The organism is Streptomyces sp. GQFP (assembly GCF_021545335.1).
In the GTDB taxonomy this organism is placed as follows: domain Bacteria; phylum Actinomycetota; class Actinomycetes; order Streptomycetales; family Streptomycetaceae; genus Streptomyces.
In genome coordinates, this window is sequence record NZ_CP089312.1 from 1,594,307 (window position 1) to 1,613,255 (window position 18,949).

The 18,949-nt window shown below is 71.7% G+C and carries 20 protein-coding genes; 7 read left to right on the forward strand and 13 right to left on the reverse strand.

Annotation, left to right across the window (positions count from 1 at the left end):
* Positions 1–87 precede the first annotated feature (87 nt).
* Both LUX31_RS06975 and pssA read left to right on the forward strand, forming a co-directional pair.
* Positions 88–744: a phosphatidylserine decarboxylase gene (locus tag LUX31_RS06975; protein WP_053747193.1), complete on the forward strand. Its 657-nt coding sequence runs from the start codon at positions 88–90 to the stop codon at positions 742–744.
* 22 nt (positions 745–766) lie between these two features.
* On the forward strand, positions 767–1,588 hold the full coding sequence (pssA, locus tag LUX31_RS06980) for a CDP-diacylglycerol--serine O-phosphatidyltransferase (RefSeq protein WP_235479820.1): 822 nt from the start codon (positions 767–769) through the stop codon (positions 1,586–1,588).
* 78 nt (positions 1,589–1,666) lie between these two features.
* Here pssA and LUX31_RS06985 read toward each other — a convergent pair whose 3' ends face one another.
* From LUX31_RS06985 to LUX31_RS07005, 5 genes are read right to left on the reverse strand one after another with little or no spacing between them, the layout of a single operon-like run.
* Complete coding sequence (locus LUX31_RS06985; RefSeq protein ID WP_235473902.1) at positions 1,667–2,938, reverse strand: ABC transporter substrate-binding protein; 1,272 nt, start codon at positions 2,936–2,938, stop codon at positions 1,667–1,669.
* Positions 2,935–4,038, reverse strand: coding sequence for a branched-chain amino acid ABC transporter permease (locus tag LUX31_RS06990; RefSeq protein WP_235473903.1), 1,104 nt, complete (start codon positions 4,036–4,038; stop codon positions 2,935–2,937). The genes LUX31_RS06985 and LUX31_RS06990 overlap by 4 nt, the downstream gene beginning before the upstream one ends.
* Positions 4,031–4,921 (reverse strand): branched-chain amino acid ABC transporter permease, encoded by an 891-nt coding sequence (locus LUX31_RS06995; protein WP_235473904.1) that lies wholly within the window; start codon positions 4,919–4,921, stop codon positions 4,031–4,033. The genes LUX31_RS06990 and LUX31_RS06995 overlap by 8 nt, the downstream gene beginning before the upstream one ends.
* Positions 4,918–5,724, reverse strand: a complete 807-nt coding sequence (locus LUX31_RS07000) for an ABC transporter ATP-binding protein (protein ID WP_235479821.1) — start codon at positions 5,722–5,724, stop codon at positions 4,918–4,920. The genes LUX31_RS06995 and LUX31_RS07000 overlap by 4 nt, the downstream gene beginning before the upstream one ends.
* A gap of 15 nt (positions 5,725–5,739) precedes the next feature.
* On the reverse strand, positions 5,740–6,648 hold the full coding sequence (locus LUX31_RS07005; protein WP_235473905.1) for an ABC transporter ATP-binding protein: 909 nt from the start codon (positions 6,646–6,648) through the stop codon (positions 5,740–5,742).
* 198 nt (positions 6,649–6,846) lie between these two features.
* Between LUX31_RS07005 and LUX31_RS07010 the strand changes: the two genes are divergently transcribed.
* Entirely contained in the window at positions 6,847–8,091 is a 1,245-nt protein-coding gene (locus LUX31_RS07010) for a PucR family transcriptional regulator (protein WP_235473906.1), read from the forward strand.
* 59 nt (positions 8,092–8,150) lie between these two features.
* Here the strand turns inward: LUX31_RS07010 and LUX31_RS07015 are convergent, their stop codons facing one another.
* Positions 8,151–9,269, reverse strand: a complete 1,119-nt coding sequence (locus LUX31_RS07015) for a glycerate kinase family protein (protein WP_235479822.1) — start codon at positions 9,267–9,269, stop codon at positions 8,151–8,153.
* A gap of 200 nt (positions 9,270–9,469) precedes the next feature.
* Here LUX31_RS07015 and LUX31_RS07020 point away from each other — a divergent pair, with 200 nt between their 5' ends.
* Positions 9,470–10,549, forward strand: a complete 1,080-nt coding sequence (locus tag LUX31_RS07020; RefSeq protein WP_235473907.1) for an ADP-ribosylglycohydrolase family protein — start codon at positions 9,470–9,472, stop codon at positions 10,547–10,549.
* 51 nt (positions 10,550–10,600) lie between these two features.
* Positions 10,601–11,092 carry an NUDIX domain-containing protein gene (locus LUX31_RS07025; protein ID WP_235473908.1) on the forward strand — a complete coding sequence of 164 codons (492 nt, stop codon included), beginning with the start codon at positions 10,601–10,603 and terminating at the stop codon, positions 11,090–11,092.
* Between the two features lie 22 nt (positions 11,093–11,114).
* Here LUX31_RS07025 and LUX31_RS07030 read toward each other — a convergent pair whose 3' ends face one another.
* The gene (locus LUX31_RS07030) at positions 11,115–11,321 is read right to left on the reverse strand and encodes a DUF2191 domain-containing protein (RefSeq protein ID WP_235473909.1); all 207 of its coding nucleotides are present in this window, start codon (positions 11,319–11,321) and stop codon (positions 11,115–11,117) included.
* A gap of 126 nt (positions 11,322–11,447) precedes the next feature.
* Between LUX31_RS07030 and LUX31_RS07035 the strand changes: the two genes are divergently transcribed.
* The gene (locus LUX31_RS07035) at positions 11,448–12,182 is read left to right on the forward strand and encodes an SIR2 family NAD-dependent protein deacylase (protein ID WP_235473910.1); all 735 of its coding nucleotides are present in this window, start codon (positions 11,448–11,450) and stop codon (positions 12,180–12,182) included.
* Here LUX31_RS07035 and LUX31_RS07040 read toward each other — a convergent pair.
* From LUX31_RS07040 to LUX31_RS07055, 4 genes are all read right to left on the reverse strand, one after another.
* The gene (locus LUX31_RS07040) at positions 12,179–12,328 is read right to left on the reverse strand and encodes a hypothetical protein (protein ID WP_443045932.1); all 150 of its coding nucleotides are present in this window, start codon (positions 12,326–12,328) and stop codon (positions 12,179–12,181) included. The two genes, LUX31_RS07035 and LUX31_RS07040, sit on opposite strands and share 4 nt — an antisense overlap.
* An 8-nt stretch (positions 12,329–12,336) precedes the next feature.
* Positions 12,337–12,819, reverse strand: coding sequence for a methylated-DNA--[protein]-cysteine S-methyltransferase (locus LUX31_RS07045; RefSeq protein ID WP_235473911.1), 483 nt, complete (start codon positions 12,817–12,819; stop codon positions 12,337–12,339).
* Positions 12,820–12,853: 34 nt separating this feature from the next.
* Positions 12,854–14,371 carry an AlkA N-terminal domain-containing protein gene (locus LUX31_RS07050; protein WP_328285644.1) on the reverse strand — a complete coding sequence of 506 codons (1,518 nt, stop codon included), beginning with the start codon at positions 14,369–14,371 and terminating at the stop codon, positions 12,854–12,856.
* Positions 14,372–14,450: 79 nt separating this feature from the next.
* The gene (locus LUX31_RS07055) at positions 14,451–16,517 is read right to left on the reverse strand and encodes a heavy metal translocating P-type ATPase (protein ID WP_235473912.1); all 2,067 of its coding nucleotides are present in this window, start codon (positions 16,515–16,517) and stop codon (positions 14,451–14,453) included.
* Between the two features lie 56 nt (positions 16,518–16,573).
* On the opposite strand from LUX31_RS07055, the gene LUX31_RS07060 reads away from it, so the two are divergent.
* Positions 16,574–16,960 (forward strand): ArsR/SmtB family transcription factor, encoded by a 387-nt coding sequence (locus LUX31_RS07060; RefSeq protein ID WP_235473913.1) that lies wholly within the window; start codon positions 16,574–16,576, stop codon positions 16,958–16,960.
* 46 nt (positions 16,961–17,006) lie between these two features.
* Here LUX31_RS07060 and LUX31_RS07065 read toward each other — a convergent pair whose 3' ends face one another.
* Together LUX31_RS07065 and LUX31_RS07070 are read right to left on the reverse strand one after the other, a co-directional pair.
* The gene (locus LUX31_RS07065; protein WP_235473914.1) at positions 17,007–17,519 is read right to left on the reverse strand and encodes an O-acetyl-ADP-ribose deacetylase; all 513 of its coding nucleotides are present in this window, start codon (positions 17,517–17,519) and stop codon (positions 17,007–17,009) included.
* Complete coding sequence (locus tag LUX31_RS07070) at positions 17,516–18,925, reverse strand: phytoene desaturase family protein (protein ID WP_235479824.1); 1,410 nt, start codon at positions 18,923–18,925, stop codon at positions 17,516–17,518. The genes LUX31_RS07065 and LUX31_RS07070 overlap by 4 nt, the downstream gene beginning before the upstream one ends.
* Between the last annotated feature and the right edge of the window lie 24 nt (positions 18,926–18,949).

An 18,949-nucleotide genomic window follows, 5' to 3' on the forward strand; every position in this document is an offset into this window, starting at 1 on the left:
ACCCAGTTGTTGCTGTGAGCCGCTACGATCGCCGGAAAGCCGCCGTCCCCTGATACAGCGCGGCATCATCCGCTACGAAGGTCATCCATGCCCCACAGCCAAACCTCTGCACCTCGCGACAGCCTGGCAGGCGTACGCCTGGCGCGCGGAGCATCGCCGTGGCTCCTCCCGACCGTCGCCACCGCAGCCCTCAGCCTGGTACGCGCGCGCAAGTCCGGCGCCGCCAAGGCCGTGGCCGTACCCGCCACCGCGCTGGCGGCGGGCATGCTGTGGTTCTTCCGTGACCCCGAGCGCGAGATCACCCAGGGCCGGGTCATCTCTCCCGCCGACGGCGTGGTGCAGAGCATCATGCCGTGGAAGGACGGCCGCACCCGCGTCGCGATCTTCATGAGCCCGCTCAACGTACACGTCAACCGCGCGCCCCTCTCCGGCACGGTGACGTCCGTCGAGCACATCCCCGGCGGGTTCGTTCCGGCGTTCAACAAGGAGAGCGAGAACAACGAGAGAGTCGTCTGGCACTTCGACACCGAACTCGGTGACATCGAGATGATCCAGATCGCCGGTGCGGTCGCTCGCCGCATCGTCCCGTACGTCCCGCAGGGCACGAAGGTCGAGCAGGGCGACCGGATCGGCCTGATCCGCTTCGGCTCGCGCGTCGACATCTACCTCCCCGAGGGTGTCGAGGTCGCGGTCGAGGTCGGCCAGAAGACGGTGGCAGGGGTGACTCGCATTGACCGTGATTGATCCCGAGACACAGGCCGGCTGGGTGCCGGAGGCCGACGAGGTGGGTGACGACGAGGAGGAGATGCCCCTTTCTCTCCGCCTCTCAATAGCGGACACCCTCACCCTCGGCAACGCCACCTGCGGCTTCATGGCGGTGTACTTCACCACCACCGGAATCCTGATCCCGCACCTCACCGGCAGTGACGAGTCGGGCATGGCCCGTCACTCGGCGGCGACCGCGGTGATCCTGATGCTCTGCGCGGCGGTCTTCGACCTCTTCGACGGTCTGGTAGCCCGCAAGCTGCGCTCCTCCCCCATGGGCGCCGAGCTGGACAACCTCTCCGACCTGATCAGCTTCGGTCTGGCACCGGCGTACTTCGTCCTGGTGTACGGCATGGTCGCGGACGACGCGTACCAGAAGGTGGCCGCGGTCGGTGCGATCGTCGTCCTGCTCGCGGTCGTGCTGAGGCTCGCGAGATTCTCCTGTGTGACGGTGAAGGACGGCACCTTCCAGGGCATGCCGAGTCCCTTCGGCGCCCTGACGGTCGTCTCGATCGTGCTCCTGGAGCTGCCGTTCGTGGCCACGCTCATGGCCATCGTCGGCACCGCCTGGCTGATGGTGAGCCGGGTCGAGTACCCGAAGCCGCGGGGTCCGCTCGCGGTCGCGATGCTCTCCTGGATCGTCGCCGCGATGGGTCTCCTGGCGGCCTGGGCCTTCGACGCCCCCGGCGGCCAGCTCCTCCTCCAGACCGGCTGCGCCCTGCAGCTCGTCCTGGGCGCGGTGATCCCACTCTTCGCCACGGCCCGCCGCGTGAACAACTTCCGCGGCAACCGCCGCGAGGCACGGGCGGCCCAGCTGCCGTAGCGGTAATCGCTGTATGGAGGGCCTCGAACCGGATGACGGTTCGGGGCCCTCCGCGTTGTGCGTACGGCGTCTCGGCGGTCACTCGGCCGGCGAGTAGCCCTCCGCGACGGACGACGCCTCGGACTCCCGTACGACCTTCATGCCGCCCGTGACGCTCTTGTCGGGCTGCAGGATGACGCTCTCCTTGGAGGAGGACGACTTCGGGTCGCTGAAGTCCTGCGGGCTGCCGAAGCCGACGTCGAACGCGTTGATCGTCAGCAGGGCCTTGTCCACACCCTCGCGGGTGAGGTCCTTGCTCGCGCAGGCCTTCTTCAGGGCCTCACCGAAGACGGAGACCGCCGTCCAGCCGGCCACCACGCCGTTGTCGAGCGAGTCGTCCGGGTACGCCGCCTGGTAGTCGGCCACCAGCTTCTTGGCCTCCGGGGTGTCCGCCCCGATGGGCAGGGACGGCGAGGCGACCCAGTAGTTCTTGGAGAGGGCCGGACCCGCCTGGGTGGCCAGGAGCTGCGGGGCGAAGGCCGAGTTGTTGCCGATGACCGGGACGTTGAAGCCGCCGGCCGCGGCCACGCCCACCAGCGAGGCCGCCTGGCGCGGTCCCGCGCTGATCACAATCGCCTTGACGCCCGCCTGCTTCAGCGCGGCGACCTGGGCGGTCATGTCGTTGTCGGTCGGCTTGATCTTCTGCTCGACGACCGTCAGCCCCGACTGCTCCGCCATGTACTTCGAACCGACCAGGGCGCTCTCGCCGTAGTCCCCCTCGAAGTAGACATGACCGATCTTGTCGCCCTTCTTGATCCCCTTCTCATTGATCAAGAAGTCGACCGCATTGATCGTCTCAATGTCGTACGTGGATCCGATCACGCGTATGTACGGGCTGCCGAGCAGCGAGGCGGCCCACGCCTGTGGCAGCACGAGGACCTTGTCCTGGCCGTCGACGCGCTGTTTCACCGCCGCGACGAACGGCGAGCCGATGAACTGGGCGAACCCCAGCACGTCCGGTTCCAGCTCGGTGTAGCCGGAGACGGCCTTCTGCGGGTCGTAGCCGTGGTCGCGGACGGTGAGGGTCACCTGGCGCCCGCAGACGCCTCCGGCGGCGTTCAGCTGCTTCACGTACAGCTGCTGGGCCTGGGTGACGCTCTTGCCGAGGGTCGCGTAGACCCCGGTCATGTCGGTGAGCGCGCCGAGCGTGATCGTCTTGGCGGACACTCCGACGTCGGTCTTGACGCCCCCCGCCGAGGCCGAGCCGCTGTCGCCCCCGTCGTCGTCCTTGGCCTTGGAGCTGCACCCGGCCACCGCCAGCAGCACGGCGAGCGCGCCCGCAGCGGCTCGGGCCGTGTATCTCGTGGTCATCGTTCCTCCCCTGGATTACGTGCGACGCGGCGCCGGGCGGCCACCCTGACCAGCCCTCCCGGCAGGAAGAGCACCACCGCCACTACGGCGGCGCCGTACAGGTACCTGGACGCCTCGCCCGGTGCGATCCCGCCCGTGCCCGGGGCGGAGACCAGGGGCAGCGCGTCGCTGTAGCGGGTCAGCAGCTGGGGCAGGAGCGAGACGAAGGCCGCGCCGATCACCGCCCCGGAGACCGAGCCGAGCCCGCCGATGACGATCATGGCGAGGTACTCCAGCGAGAGCGTGATGCCGAAGTAGTCGGGCACGGTCCGCTGGAAGACGAGGGCGAGCAGCACACCGGCCAGCCCCGCGTACATCGACGACAGGACGAAGACGGCGGCACGGTAGCGGGCCACGGGCACGCCGATCACTCCGGCGGCGATGCGGTGGTCGCGGATGGCGTTCATGGCCCGCCCGGGCCGCCCGCGCAGGACGCCACGGGCGAACAGCACGCAGCCGAGCAGGAGGACGAGTCCGGCGTACCAGAGCTTCTCGGCGGAGCCGAACGGCACGTTGGCGACGAGGAGTTCGCTGTCGTCGAAGGTGAGGCCGAAGAGGCTCAGCGGGGGTACGTCACGGCCGTTGAAGCCGCCGGTCAGCTCGCGGGCGTTGAACAGGACGTGCTGGCCGATGAAGATCAGGGCGATGGTGGCGATGCCGAGGTAGGGGCCTTGCAGGCGTCCGGCGATCGGGCTGAACAGGCCACCCGCGACCCCGGCGACGAGGGTGGCGAGCACGGCCGCGAGCCAGGTCGGCAGGCCGAGCCCGGTCAGTCCGTCACCGCCCTCCGCGGCGAACACGCAGTAGCTGTAGGCACCGACCGCGAGGAAGAAGGCGTGGCCCATGGAGAGCTGGCCGGTGGCGCCGGTGAGGAGGTTGATGCCGATGGCGCCGATCGCGGCGGCCATGGCGAACAGCCCGGCCAGGAGCCAGAAGCGGTCCACGTAGAACGGGAGGGCGAGGAGCAGCAGGGTGCCCGCGGCAGCCGCGTACGTGCGCGCGTGCGGCGGTCGGAGTGTGCGCCGGGGCTTGGCCGCCGTGTCGGCGAGGACGTCAGACACGGGCCAGCTCCTTCGTGCCGAAGAGCCCGGCGGGCCGGACGAGGAGGATCGCGACCATGACCAGGTAGGGCGCGAGGTCGCCGAGGCCGCGGCCCATGAAGGTCAGGTCGCTCTGGTAGCCGGTGGCGAGGGACTCGGTGACGCCGACGACCAGACCGCCGACGAGGGCACCGGTCGTGGAGTCGAGGCCGCCGAGGATGGCGGCGGGGAAGGCCTTGAGCGCGGCGAGGGAGGTGGCCCGTTCCAGGCCCGGGGTCGGGAAGACGGTGAGGAACAGGGCGGCGACGGCCGCGAGTCCGCCCGCGACGGCCCAGGCGCCGAGCGAGACCCGGCCCAGCCTGACCCCCATGAGGGCGGCCGTCTCGCTGTTCTCGGCCGCCGCGCGCATCGCCACGCCCCAGGTGGTGTAGCGGAAGGCGAGCAGGAAGGCCGTGATGAGCAGGGCGGCGGCGACGAAGGCGGCGATCCGGGTGTGCGCGAGCGAGATCGGGCCGAGGGTGAGGACGGCGTCGCCCCAGGGATCTCCGAGCGCTAGGACGTCCGTGCCGAGGCGCCGGGTGAGTTCGGTGGTGAGCAGGATGTCGACGCCGATGGTGACGATGGCCAGCACGCTGTGGTCGTTGCCCCGGGAGCGGCGCATGACGAGGAACTCCACGGCGGCGCCGACGAGCGCGGCTCCGGCGATGCCCGCGAGGAGCGCGGGCCAGAAGCCGATGTCGTCGTGGAGGGACGCGGTGACATAGCCGCCCGCGAGCAGCAGCGAGGCGTGCGCGAAGTTGACGACCTCGGTGGCCCGGAAGATCACGACGAAACCCAGGGCGATGAGCGCGTAGACCGAGCCCATGGAGATCCCGTTGAGGAGCAGTTCGGCGAAGGTGCTCACGGGGTGGCCTCCTCACCGAGATAGGCCCGTACGACCTCCGGGTCGTTCTGTACGTCCGCCGGGGCCCCGTCCGCGATCAGGCGCCCGAAGTCGAGCACTGTGACGGTGTCCGCGAGTCTCATCACCACCCCCATGTCGTGCTCCACCAGGACGATCGAGATGCCGAGGCTGTCGCGGACACCGGCGATGACGGCCGCGACCCGGCGCCGTTCGTCGGCGGTCATCCCGGCCACCGGTTCGTCGAGAAGCAGCAGCCGTGGCTCCATGCACAGGGCCCGGGCGAGTTCCGCGAGCTTCTGCAGCCCGTAGGGCAGGGAGCCGGCCGGGCGTCCCAGGTACCCCTCCAGGCCGACGAACTCGGCGATCTCCCGCACGCGCGCGCGGTGCCGGCGTTCCTCGCGTGCCGCCGACGGCAGCCGGAGTCCGGCGGCGACGAAGCCGGTCCTGGTGAGCCGGTGGCGGCCGAGCAGCAGGCTGTCCTCGACGGTGGCGTGCGGCGGCAGGGCGAGGTTCTGGAAGATCCGGGCGACTCCGAGGGCGGCGATGCGGTGCGGGGGCATGCCGGTCAGTTCGTGCTCGCCGAAGCGGACGCTGCCGGAGGTGGCCCGGTAGACCCCGGACAGGACGTTGAAGCAGGTGGACTTGCCGGCGCCGTTGGGGCCGATCAGGGCGTGGACGGTGCCGGGATTGACGGTGAAGGTGACGTCGTCCAGGGCGAGGAGGCCGGCGAAGCGGACGGTGAGGTGGTCAACGTGGAGGGCGGGCACGGCGTGGGCGTCAATGGTGGACGGCGGCCCGTCAATGGTGGTCAATGTGGATCAACCCTCCCATCTGCTCAACCTCGGCATGGACGGGGTCAACCCGGGTGCAGCCGATCCACCCGTCGCGTCCATCGCCCGGGCCGCGTGCATCGCCCCGGCCGCATCCGCCGCCGCGTCCTCGTCCACCACGCCCAGATAGCGGCGCCGTACCTCGTCGGAGACGGCGAGTTCGGCGCAGGGGCCGGAGAGGGTGACCTCGCCGACCTCCAAGACGTACGCCTGCGTGGCCAGCCGCAGGGCCAGGGCGGCGTTCTGTTCGACGAGCAGGACGGAGGTGCCCTGGGTGTTGATCTCGCGCACGGTGTCGGCGATGCGCGCCGCCATCAACGGGGCCAGGCCCAGCGACGGCTCGTCGAGGAGCAGCACCTTGGGGGTAGCCATGAGGGCACGTGCGACGGCCAGCATCTGCTGCTCGCCGCCCGACAGCAGTCCCGCGCGCTGCTGGGCGCGGTCGGCGAGGACGGGGAACAGTTCATGGACGCGGCGCAGGGCGGCGGCCCGTTCCGTGCGTCCGCCGCGCGCGCCGAGGGCTCCGGCGCGCAGATTGTCGGCGACGGTCATCCGGGCGAACACCCGTCGCCCCTCCGGGACTTGGGACACCCCGGCGGCGACCACCCGGTCGGGGGCGAGCCCGTCGATCCGGCGTCCGCCGAGCGTGACGGTGCCGCCGGTCGTGGCCCCGCCCTGGAAGGAGAGGGTGCGGCTGATGGCGCGCAGCAGCGTGGACTTGCCGGCGCCGTTGCCGCCCAGCACCGTCACAACGGCCGCCTCGGGCACCTCCAGCGACACCTGACGCAGGGCGCGCACGGGCCCGTACCCGACCGACAGATCCCGTACGACGAGATCGGCGCCGCCGGGGGATCCGCCTCCGGAACCACCCGCAGACCCCCTTGTTCCACCGCCCATGGCGTCCGCTCCCTCCCGCACACGCGTCCGGTGTGGCGCTCACCCCAGCACCGGGGCGGGCGTCCGTCCACGGGTCGCGGCCGAAACTCCGCCGAAACGTGGCCGGTGACCAGCGGACGCCACCGCCCGTTGTGCGCGAGCACAACACTGCGTGTCAGGGGCCTGCCGCAGGGGCGCGGCGGGTGGCATCCTCCGCTCATGGGACCCCGCAGAAGGCGTACCGGTCATGACTGGAAGGTGCTCGCGGAGTCCTGCGCGGCGCTGCTGGAACGGGTGCCGGAGCTGGTCGACGAGCATCTGCGGCAACTGACGGAGCACTCCCCCGTCTACGGCCAGGTCATCCCGTACGACCAGCAGTGGCGGGAGGTCGAGGAGGCGATGCGGATCGGCATCGGGACGATCTCCGCGCCCCGGGGCTCGCCGCGCCGCGATCTGGAGTACGCGGAGGACGCGGGCCGGCGCCGCGCCCAGCAGGGGCTGCCGCTGGAGCTGTTGGTGCACGCGTACCGGAGCGCGGGCTATCTGGTCTGGGACGCGCTGCTGGAGGGGGCGGGCGGCCAGGAACCCCAACGGCTCGGGGTGCTGATGCGATCGGCGACCCTGGTGTGGTCGGCGATCGACGCGCAGGCGGCGGTGGCGTCGGAGGCGTACCGGGCGACCGAGATGGAACTGCGGCGGCGTACGGACGAGCAGTTGCAGGCGTTGCTCGACGCGCTGCTCGACGGCCAGGAGTCGCCGGGGCTGGCCGCGCGGGCGGCGGCGGGGCTCGATCTGCCGGAGCGGGGCGCGTACGCGGTGGTGGTGCTGCGGGCGGACCGGCGGGATCCGAGGGAGGCCTTCCACCGGCCGTTGCGGGGCGCCGGGTACCGGTTCGTGTGGCGGATGCGGGCCGACCAGGAGGTGGGCGTGGTGCTGCTGGGGCCCGACCAGGGGCTCGACGCGGTGGCGCGGGCGCTGAGCGGGCGGTGCTCGGGGGCGGGCGGGATCAGTCCCGTCGTACCGGGACTGGCGGAACTGGGACGGGCCCGGCGGCTGGCCGAACTGGCGTTGCGCACCTGCCCGCCGGACACGAGCGAGGTCGTACGCCTTGACCAGCGGATGCCGACAGCCCTGGTGGTGAGCCAGCCGGAACTCGCGAACCGCCTGGTGTCGTCCGTCTTCGGCGCCCTGGTCGGGCTGGAGCCCGCCGACCGGGAGGTACTCCTGGAGACCCTCGACGTGTGGCTGACCTGCGAGGGGTCGGCGGGCCGGGCCGCCGGACGCCTGTACTGCCACCGCAACACGGTGTTCAACCGCTTACGACGGCTGGAGCAGCTGACGTCCAGGTCACTGGCCAGGCCGCGCGACCTGATCGAGATGACGTTGGCTCTGGACGCGTATCGGTTGTCGGGGCCGGCGGGGGTACTGGAGGACGCCACGCGGCTCACCGGCAGCGGCGGGTGACGCGGTACGGCGTCCTGCGGGCTTCGGACCAGGAAGCCCCGGCCGATGTCTCCCGGGCCTCAGACCAGGAAGTCCCGGCCGATGTTCTCCGCGACCCGTTCCAGGATCGGGCCGGCGTCGGAGATGCACTTGGCGAGGTCCGGTTCCATGTCCGTCAGGGGGTAGGCGCGGCGGATGCCGGCCCGGCCCAGGGCCTCCGGGCGCAGGGCCAGACGGCCGCAGACCGCGACTACCTCGCGGCCCTCCGCGCGGGCCGCCGCGGCGACGCCCGCCGGGGCCTTGCCGTGCAGGGTCTGCTCGTCGAGGGAGCCCTCGCCGGTGATCACGAGGGTGGCGCGGTCCAGGGCGGGCCCGAAGCCTAGGACGTCGAGCATGACCTCGATGCCGGGCCGGAACCGGGCGCCGAGGACCAGGGCGCCGTAGCCGATGCCGCCGGCGGCGCCCGCACCCGGCGCGGCGGCGTACTCGGCGGCCTTCGGGCCGATCGCGGCCTCCAGGATCTTCGCGTAGTGCGCGAGGGCCGCGTCCAGGGCCTCCACGTCGTCCGGGGAGGCGCCCTTCTGCGGGCCGTACACCGCGGGGGCGCCCTTCGGCCCGGTCAGCGGGTTGTCCACGTCGCTGGCCAGCACGAAGTCGACGTCCGCGAGGCGGGTGTCGAGGTCCGAGAGGTCGGCCGTGGCCAGGACGTCCAGCCCGCCGCCCCCGGGCGGCAGCGGTTCGCCGTCGGCGTCCAGGAAGCGGGCGCCGAGCGCGGACAACATGCCCGCGCCGCCGTCGGTGGTGGCGCTGCCGCCGACCCCGAAGACGATGGTGCGCGCGCCCGCGTCCAGCGCGGCCCGCAGCAGTTCTCCGGAGCCGTACGTCGATGCCGTGAGCGGCGCGAACACGCCCGCGGGCAGCCGCTGGAGACCGCTCGCCTCGGCCATCTCCACCACCGCGGTGCCGTCGCGCAGCGCGAACGCGGCGCTCACCTCATGCCCGAGTGGCCCCGCGACCCGCACCTCACGCCGTTCGAATCCGGCGGCGACCGCGGCGTCCACGGTCCCGTCGCCGCCGTCGGCCACGGGCAGCGACTCGACCTCGACATGGGGGGCGGCCTTGCGCAGCCCGGCGGTCACCCGCTCGGCGACCTGTACGGCCGTCAGCGACCCCTTGAACTTGTCGGCGGCGATCAGCACCCGAGTCGCCCGCACACCCGTCACCTTCGCCGTACCCGAAGCGTCCGCCACCCTGCACATCCCTTGCTTTCCGGCCCCGTCAACGTCAGGGCAGTCGCGCCGCTGCGACCTTAACCGCAGGAGGCGCGCCCCGTCATGCCTTCTTGACCGCCCACAGTCAGGGCACAGCCGACGACCGCACATGGTGGTAGACCGGAGCCATGACCCATGCAGGCACCGAGCCCGACCTCGCGGACCGAGTTCTCGGGGGCTGGCTGGGCCGGATCGCGGGCAACATGCTCGGCAAGCCGGTCGAGCGGGGCGACTACTGGACGCGCGACCGCATCGACCGCTACTTGCGGCGAACCGGCGCCCTCCCCCTCACCGACTATCTGCCCGAGCCGCCGCCCGGAAGCGAGCACGAAGGCTTCGAACTCCGCCCCGAATGGCGGGAGTGCGTACGTGGCCGGATCCACGGCAGCTGCCGCGACGACGACGTCGACTACGCGATCCTCGGCCTGGACCTGCTGGAGACGCACGGTTTCGACTTCAGCACCGAGCAGGTCGGCGAGCTGTGGCTGCTGCGGCTGCCGTTCCTCCAGACGTTCACGGCGGAACGCGCGGCCTATCGCAACCTCACGGCCGGTCTCAAGCCACCGCTGACGGCCACGCACGACAACCCGTACCAGGAGTGGATCGGCGCCCTGATCCGCGCCGACATCTACGGCTGGACCTGTCCGGACGCCCCGCACCGCGCCGCCTATCTGGCCCGCAGGGACGCCGTCCTCTCCCACACGGGCAACGGCGTGTACGGGGCGATGTTCGCGGCGGCCCTGATCTCGGCGGCGTTCACGGCACCCGACGTACGGCACGCGCTGGACACGGCGCTGACGGTGATCCCGGCGAGCAGCCGCCTGGCCCGTACGGTACGCCGGGTCATGGCGCTTCACGAGACCCGGCTGACCTGGGAGGACACGCTCGCCACGGTCTCCGCGGAGACCGCCGGGCTCGGCTGGATCCACACAGTCCCGAACGTCGCCGTCCTCACCGCCGGTCTCCTGTACGGCGACGGCGACTTCACCAGCACGATCGCCCTGACCGTCCGGGGCGGCCTGGACACCGACTCGAACGGCGCGACCGCGGGCTCGGTGGCCGGTGTGCTGTGCGGCGCGGAGGCGATCCCGAGCCGGTGGAAGGACCCGCTGGAGGACACCGTACGCAGCGCGGTGTTCGGTTTCGACGGGGTGCGGATCAGTGAACTGGCGGCGCGGACGGTGCGGTTGGGACACCCGCAGGTGTGACGGGACGCCGACGGACGGCTGTCCGTCATCTCCCCTGGTTACGCTTCCAGGATGACCATCCAAGACTTCGCCACATACATCGCCGGCCTGCCCCGCGTCCTGGCCGGCGCCGCCGCGCTCTTCCGTGACGCCGACGGACGGATCCTGCTCGTCGAGCCCAACTACCGTGAGGGCTGGGCCCTTCCAGGCGGCACGATCGAGTCGGACACCGGGGAGACCCCGCGCCAGGGCGCGCGCCGGGAGACCCTGGAGGAGATCGGCCTCGACCGGGAACTGGGCCGCCTGCTGGCCGTCGACTGGGTCCACATCGCGGGTCACATGCCGCTGGTCGCCTATCTGTACGACGGTGGCGTCCTCGACGAGGAGACCCTCAAGTCGATCAGACTCCAGGAGGAGGAACTGCTGTCCTGGCGGCTGGTGGCACGCGAGGACCTCGGCGAGTACCTCTTGGGTTCCCTGGGACGACGGGTACTGCACGCCCTCGACGTGCTGGCGGAGGGCGCGGGAACGGTGGAACTGGAGAACGGCGACCGGGTGGCCTGACCAGCACCCCGGCCCGCGAGGTTCAGCCCTGAACGTCCGGCGGCTTCACCTCGTCGACGGCCCGCCTCGCGTCGTCACGCTCGGCGACCCGGGCCTCCGTCCGGTGACCGCGCGCGATGTAGTCCCGCACGACGAGCTCTACGGCGTCCTGCGGGTTCCCGACGCCCGCGAGCACCATGACTTCGACGACCAGTTCGGCGTCGAGAGATACGGAGACCTTGGCTGCCATGGGCGGACATTAACACCGGGCGCATGTTCGTACACGAGTACGGCGGCACGGTCACGCTCCCATCAAGCAAGCCCCGGGCCGTTAACCGGTCGCCGCTCCCGAACCCCGCGACCTACCCTCGGCACCATGACCAAGCCTCTCGTCGCCGTCCTCAGCGGCGCCGGAATCTCGACCGACTCCGGCATCCCCGACTACCGCGGCCCGGGCGGCCTGTGGCGGCGCGATCCCGGGGCCGAGAAGCTCGTGACGTACGAGTACTACATGAGCGATCCCGAGATCCGGCGCCGTTCCTGGCAGATGCGGCGCCAGAACCGGACCCTTCGGGCCGAGCCCAACGCCGCGCACCTGGCCGTGGCCGAGTTGGAGCGGGCCGGGGTGCCCGTGCGGGTGATCACGCAGAACGTCGACGGGCTGCACCAGCTCGCCGGGTTGCCGGCCCGCAAGGTGCTCGAACTGCACGGCACCGCACGGGAGTTCGTGTGCACCGAGTGTGATGCGCGCGGGCCGATGGAGGACGCCCTCGCCCGGGTCGACGCCGGGGAGGACGACCCCGCCTGTCTCACCTGCGGCGGGATCCTGAAGTCGGCGACCGTCATGTTCGGTCAGCGGCTCGACCCGGTCGTCCTCGGGGACGCCCTCGCCATCACCAAGGCCTGCCAGGTGTTCATCGCCGTCGGGACGAGCCTCCAGGTCCAGCCCGCCGCCGGGCTCGCCGGTGTGGCCGCCGATCACGGCGCCCGGCTCGTCATCGTCAACGCCGAGCCGACCCCGTACGACGACCGGGCCGACGAAATCGTACGGGAGCCGATCGGCACGGCCCTGCCCCAACTGCTGCGCGCCCTGGGGAAGTCGGAGGTCTAGGCACACGGGGCCGGAGTGCCCCGCACGGGCGCACCGACCCGCACCACCCGCACGCCCGCCTCCTCCAGGGCCGCACAAGTCACGCTGTCCGCAGCCTCGTTGGTCACAAGGACGTCCAACTCCTCGGGGCCGCAGACCTTCACCATTGGAGAGATCAGAAGAGCGCCGACCCCCGTTCGAAGTCCAGCAGCCGCTGCTTGCGCTCCAGCCCGCCCCCGTACCCGGTGAGGCTGCCGTCCGCGCCGACCACCCGGTGGCAGGGCACGATGATGCCGACGGGGTTCTTGCCGTTGGCGAGGCCCACGGCGCGGGATGCCTTCGGATTGCCGAGGGCGTCGGCGAGTTCGCCGTACGAGCGGGTCTCGCCGTACGGGATACGGCACAGCTGCTCCCACACGCTGCGCTGGAACTCCGTTCCCGACAGCCGGAGTTGCAGAGTGAACTCCTTCAACTCGCCCTCGAAATACGCCTTCAGCTGGTCGACCGTCTCCCCGAAAGGCGCGTCGTCGCGGGCGCCGAAGTTCTCCTCGGGCGGGCGGTGACGCTGGTCGACCATGTAGAGACCGCTGAGGACTCCGTCGTCGGCCACGAGGGTGAGGGGGCCGTACGGGCTGTCGATGACTGTGTGGTGCTTCATGTTCATGGGGATTCCCTGGTGTTCCTCAACGTCGTTATACCGGTAGAAAGTTGATGGGGTGGCTGTCCGTCGCCCACAGGTACTGGACCGCGTACGCCCGCCACGGCCGCCAGGCCGCCGCACGTGCCGTCAGTGCGGCCGGCGTCGAAGGGAGGCCCAACTCCTGGGCCGCGCGCCGGATTCCGAGGTCCGTGGGGAGGAACGCGTCGGGGTCGCCGAGGGCACGCATCGCGATGACGTCGACCGTCCAGGGGCCGAAGCCGGGGAGGGCGAGCAGCCGGGCACGGGCCTCCGACCAGTCGCTCTCGACGCCCAAGTGGAGTGTCCCGTCGGCGAGTTGGCCGACCAGTGTCGTGAAGGTGGCCCGGCGGGTGCGGGGCATGGCCAGGGACTCGGGGTCGAGGGCGGCCAGGGCCTGTGGTGTGGGGAAGAGGTGGGTCAGGCCGCCCTCGGGATCGTCGACCGGGTCGCCGTACGCCGTGACGAGACGGGCCGCGTGGGTACGGGCGGCGGCCGTGGACACCTGTTGGCCGAGCACCGCCCGTACGGCGAACTCCGCCTCGTCGACCGTGCGCGGGACGCGTCGCCCCGGGGCCTTCGCGACGAGCGGCGCCAGCACCGGATCCGTACGCAACTGCTCGTCCACCGCGACCGGATCGGCGTCCAGGTCGAGCATCCGGCGGCAGCGGCTGATGGCGACGGGCAGGTCGCGCAGGTCGCTGAGGGTGAGGCGGCACGCGATGTGGTCGGGCTTCGGGGTGAGAGCGGCGATGCCGTGTCCGTACGGGAGGCGCAGGGTCCGGCGGTAGGCGCCGTCACGCCACTCCTCCACACCGGGTACGGCGGTCGCGGCGAGGTGGCCGAAGAGGTTGTCCGGGTTGAGCGGGGCGCGGAAGGGCAGGCGGAGGTTGAGCGCGCCCGGTGTGCCAGCCGGTGCGCTGACGGCCGTACCCCCACCGCCCGCCTGCGTGCGTGTCTTCGGGAGGCGGGCGCGGAGTTCGCTCGGGGAGAGGGCGAAGACCTCGCGGACGGTGTCGTTGAAGGTTCGGATCGAGGCGAAGCCCGCCGCGAAGGCGATCTCCGCCATGGGCAGCGCGGTCGTCTCGACGAGGAGCCGCGCGGTCTGGGCGCGCTGGGCGCGGGCGAGGGCGAGCGGGCCTGCGCCCAGTTCGGCGAGGAGCTGCCGTTCGATCTGGCGGGTGCTGTAGCCGAGGCGGGCGGCGAGGCCCGGAACTCCTTCGCGGTCCACGATGCCGTCGCCGATCAGCCGCATCGCGCGAGCCACGAGATCGGCCCGCTGGTTCCACTCCGGCGAGCCGGGGCTGGTGTCCGGGCGGCACCGCTTGCAGGCCCGGAAGCCCGCCTGCTGGCAGGCCGCCGCGCTCGGGTAGAAGGTCATGTTCTCGGGCTTGGGCGGCACGACCGGGCAGCTGGGCCGGCAGTAGATCCGAGTGGTCAGGACCGCCGTGAAGAACCAGCCGTCGAACCGCGCGTCCTTCGACTGGACGGCACGTACGCAGCGCTCGGTGTCGGTGTGCATCGCGTTCCGCATACGTCCAGCATCGGCGATGGGCCGGGGCGGGGCTGGCGGAAATCCGACATCAAGGTGACGTGTCCAGGAACCTTCCGGATCACCTTCCCCGGTTCACCGCATCCCGCCACGCAGCCTCCCGCAACAGCCGCAGCCCGTTGAGGCCGACGAGGACGGTCGAGCCCTCGTGACCCGCGACACCGAGCGGCAGCGGCAACGTGCCGATCAGGTCCCAGGCGACGAGGCCCGCGATGAACACCCCGGCGATCACCAGATTCTGCACGACCAGGCGTCCGGCGCGCCGCGAGAGGACGATCACTGCGGGCACGGTGGTGAGTTCGTCCCGCACGATCACCGCGTCCGCCGTCTCCAGCGCGAGGTCGGAACCCGCCCGCCCCATGGCCACGCCGATGTGGGCGGCGGCGAGTGCCGGTGCGTCGTTGACACCGTCCCCGACGACCATGACCCTGCGCCCGGCCGCCTCCAACTCCCTTACCGCGCCCAGCTTCTGCTGGGGAAGCAGCCCGGCCCGTACGTCCTCGATCCCGACCTCGGCGGCCAGTCGGGCTGCGGCACGCGGGTTGTCGCCGGTCAGCAACACGGGTGCGGTACCGGTGAGTTGAGTGAGCGAGGCGACGGTGGCGGCGGCACCGGGACGCAGCCGGTCGGCGAGACCGAGAACTCCGACCGGCACGTTGTCGGCGACCACGAGGACGGCCGTACGACCGGACGCCTCAACCTCCTTGACCAGCAGCCGAGTTGCCGACCCTTCCGACACCCCGGCACTGTCCGAGACTCTGGCGCCTTTCGACACCCCGGCACCGTCCGGCACCCCCGCACTGTCCGACACCCCCACACCGTCCAGCAGCCGCCCTGGCGCCCCCACCGCGACCACGCGCCCGTCCACGGCAGCCGTCACACCCACTCCCGGCGTCGAGTCGAAGTCCTCCGCCACGGACAGCACGAGCCCTCGCTCTCGCGCCGCCTCCACCACGGCCCGGGCCAGTGGGTGCTCGCTCGGGTGCTCGGCAGCGGCTGCGAGCGCCAGCAGGTCGTCCTCGTCGAGGTCGGATCCGGGCAACGGCCGTACGTCCGTCAGCCTCGGCGTGCCCTCGGTGAGGGTGCCGGTCTTGTCGAGGGCGACGGCGTCGACCTGCCCGAGTCGTTCCATCACCACCGCCGACTTGACCAGGACGCCGTGCCGCCCGGCGTTGGCGATCGCCGAGAGCAGCGGCGGCATGGTGGCGAGCACGACCGCGCAGGGCGAGGCCACGATCATGAAGGTCATGGCGCGCAGCAGGGCGTCGGTGAGGTCCGTACCGAAGGCGAGCGGTACTGCGAACACGGCGAGGGTCGCGGCGACCATGCCCAGCGAGTAGCGCTGCTCGACCTTCTCGATGAACAGCTGGGTGGGAGCCTTGGTCTCGGACGCCTCCTCGACCAGGCGTACGATCCGGGCGATCACCGAGTCGGAGGCGTCGCGCTCGACCCGTACGCGCAGGGCGCCGGTGCCGTTGAGTGTGCCCGCGAAGACCTCGTCGCCGGGCTCCTTCGGAGCGGGCAGCGGTTCGCCGGTGATCGTCGCCTGGTCGACCTCGCTCGCGCCGTCCAGTACGCGGCCGTCGGCCCCGACGCGTTCTCCGGGGCGTACGAGGATGGTGTCGCCGACGGTCAACTCGTCGACGGGGAGGGTCAGTTCGTGGCCGTCGGGGTCCAGCCGAGTCGCCGTGGCGGGGGCCAGGTCGAGGAGGCCGCGTACCGAGTCGGCGGTGCGGGCGGTGGCGAGGGCCTCCAGGGCACCGGAGGTCGCGAAGATGACGATCAGCAGGGCGCCGTCCATCACCTGGCCGATCGCTGCGGCACCGAGGGCGGCGACGATCATCAGCAGGTCGACGTCGAGAGTCCGTTCCCGTAGCGCCTTCAGGCCTTCCCAGCCGGGCTCCCAGCCGCCGGTGGCGTACGCCAGCGCGTAGAGCGCTCCCCAGGTCCAGGCCGGCGCGTCGGCCAGTTGCAGGGGCAGCGCGAGCAGGAACAGGGCCGTGGCCGCCGTGGCCCAGCGGGCCTCGGGGAGCGCGAGAACCCGGGTGCGGCGGCGGGGCGCGGCAGGTACGGCGGGCGACGGGACGACCTGAGACGCGGTGAGAGTGGCAGACACGGGAAGCACCATACAGGAACACATGAACACTCATTCATTCGTTCATGTGCGATGAGTAAGATACGGCCATGGGTCATGGAGCCGTCGTCACCGCGCAGGACGCCGCCGAGCGCGTACGCCTCGACGCGGACAATGTCGCGAAGGTGGCCACCACGCTCCAGGCCCTGTCGACGCCCTCCCGCCTGCTGATCCTGGCGCGACTGCGCGAAGGTCCGCTCCCGGCGACGGAGTTGGCGGCCGAGGTGGGCATGGAGCAGTCGGCGTGCTCGCACCAGCTGCGGCTGCTGCGCAACCTGGGCCTGGTCGTCGGAGAGCGGCGCGGCCGTTCGGTCGTGTACGCGCTGCACGACCACCATGTCGCCGAGCTGCTCGACCAGGCGGTCTACCACGTGGAGCATCTGCGGCTGGGCCTCAGCGACACCGACGGCGACGCCGAGACCGGAAACGCCGGGTAACTCCCCCGGCGGGCCGCTCAGGCGCGGCCCTTCGCCGTGTCGTAGCTCAACGGAGTTGAGCCGCGAACGCCTCGTACGCCCTCTCGTCGAAGAGCACGAACCGCACTTCTTCTACTGCGGTCTCCGCTTCCCGTACCGCCGCCACCGCGATCCGCGCCGCGTCCTCCATCGGCCAGCGGTAGACGCCCGTGGAGATGGCGGGGAACGCGACCGTCCGGGCGCCCAGTTCGTCGGCGACGCGCAGGGACTCCCGGTAGCAGGAGGCCAGTTGGTCCGAACGGTCCTCCGATGCACCGCCGAACACAGGTCCTACCGTGTGGATCACCCAGCGTGCGTCCAGTTCGCCCGCGGTCGTGGCGACCGCTTTGCCGGTGGCCAGGCCCTTGCCGTACTGCGAGGCGCGCAGGGCTCGGCAGGCGGCGAGGATCTCGGGGCCGCCTCTGCGGTGGATCGCTCCGTCGACCCCTCCCCCGCCCAGGAGTGACGAGTTCGCCGCGTTGACGATCGCGTCGGCACTCTGTCGGGTGATGTCGCCCTTGACGAGGTTGATGGCGGTCATGACTGTCGCAGCCTTCTCCAGACGGCCTTCGCCGCGTTGTGCCCCGACATGCCGTGCACACCCGGGCCCGGCGGGGTGGCCGACGAGCAGATGAAGACGGCCGGGTGCGGGGTGGCGTACGGGAACAGGGAGAGCCTGGGGCGCAGCATCAGCTGGAGGCCGCTGGCCGCGCCGGAGCCGATGTCGCCGCCGACGTAGTTGGCGTTGCGGGCCGCGAGTTCGGGCGGGCCTGCGGTGGCGCGGGCGAGGACGCGGTCGCGGAAGCCGGGGGCGAAGCGTTCCAGCTGGCGCTCGATGGCATCGGTGAGGTCGCCCGTCCAGCCGTTCGGGACGTGGCCGTAGGCCCAGAAGACCTGTTTGCCCTCGGGTGCCCGGGAGGGGTCGGCGACGCTCGGCTGCACGGTGATCAGGAACGGGTTGTCGGGTGCCCGGTTCTCGCGGGAGGCGGCGCGCAGGGCGGTGCCGATCTCGGCGCTGTTCGCGGCGACCTGGACGGTGGTCGCCGTGCGGGCCTCCTTCGCCGTCCAGGGCACCGGGCCGTCCAGCGCGTAGTCGACCTTGAAGACGCCGGCGCCGTAGCGATAGCCGTTGTAGTAGCCGCCGAAGCCCGCGATCCGGGCCAGTGCGGTGGGTGAGGTGTCGAAGACGTACGCACGTGCGGGTGGCAGATCGTCCAGCCGCTTGACCTCGTAGTCGGTGTGGACGGTGCCGCCGAGGTCGGTCAGATACGCGGTGAGCGCGTCGGAGATCGACTGGGAGCCGCCGCGGGCGACCGGCCAGCCACGGGCGTGTGCCGCGAGGGCGAAGACCAGGCCCACGGCGCCGGTGGCGACCCCGTTGAGAGGGGCCATGACATGGCCGACAAGGCCTGCGAACAGGGCTTTCGCCCGCTCGTCGCGGAAGCGGCGCATCAGCCAGGTCGAGGGCGGCAGGCCGGCCAGGCCGAAGCGGGCGAGGGTGACCGGGTCGCGGGGCAGCGAGGTCAGGGGCAGGGACATGAAGTCGTGGGCCAGGGTGTCCCACCTGCTGAGGAACGGCTCGACCAGCCTGCGGTACGCGCCCGCGTCACGCGGCCCGAAGGAGGCCGCCGTCTCGGCGACGGAACGGGACAGCACCGCCGCCGTGCCGTCCGGGAAGGGGTGGGCCATGGGCAGGTCGGCGTGCAGCCACTCCAGCCCGTACCTGGCCAGCGGCATCGCCCTGAACGCCGGGGAGTTGACGCCGAGCGGGTGGGCCGCCGAGCACGGGTCGTGCCGGAAGCCGGGCAGGGTCAGTTCCTCGGTGCGGGCGCCGCCGCCGACGGTGTCGCGTGCCTCGAAGACGGCCACGGAGAAGCCGCGCCGGGCCAGCTCCACGGCAGCCGTCAGCCCGTTGGGCCCCGCCCCCACCACGACCGCATCGAGCATCGACGGCACCTTCGGACTCCTTCG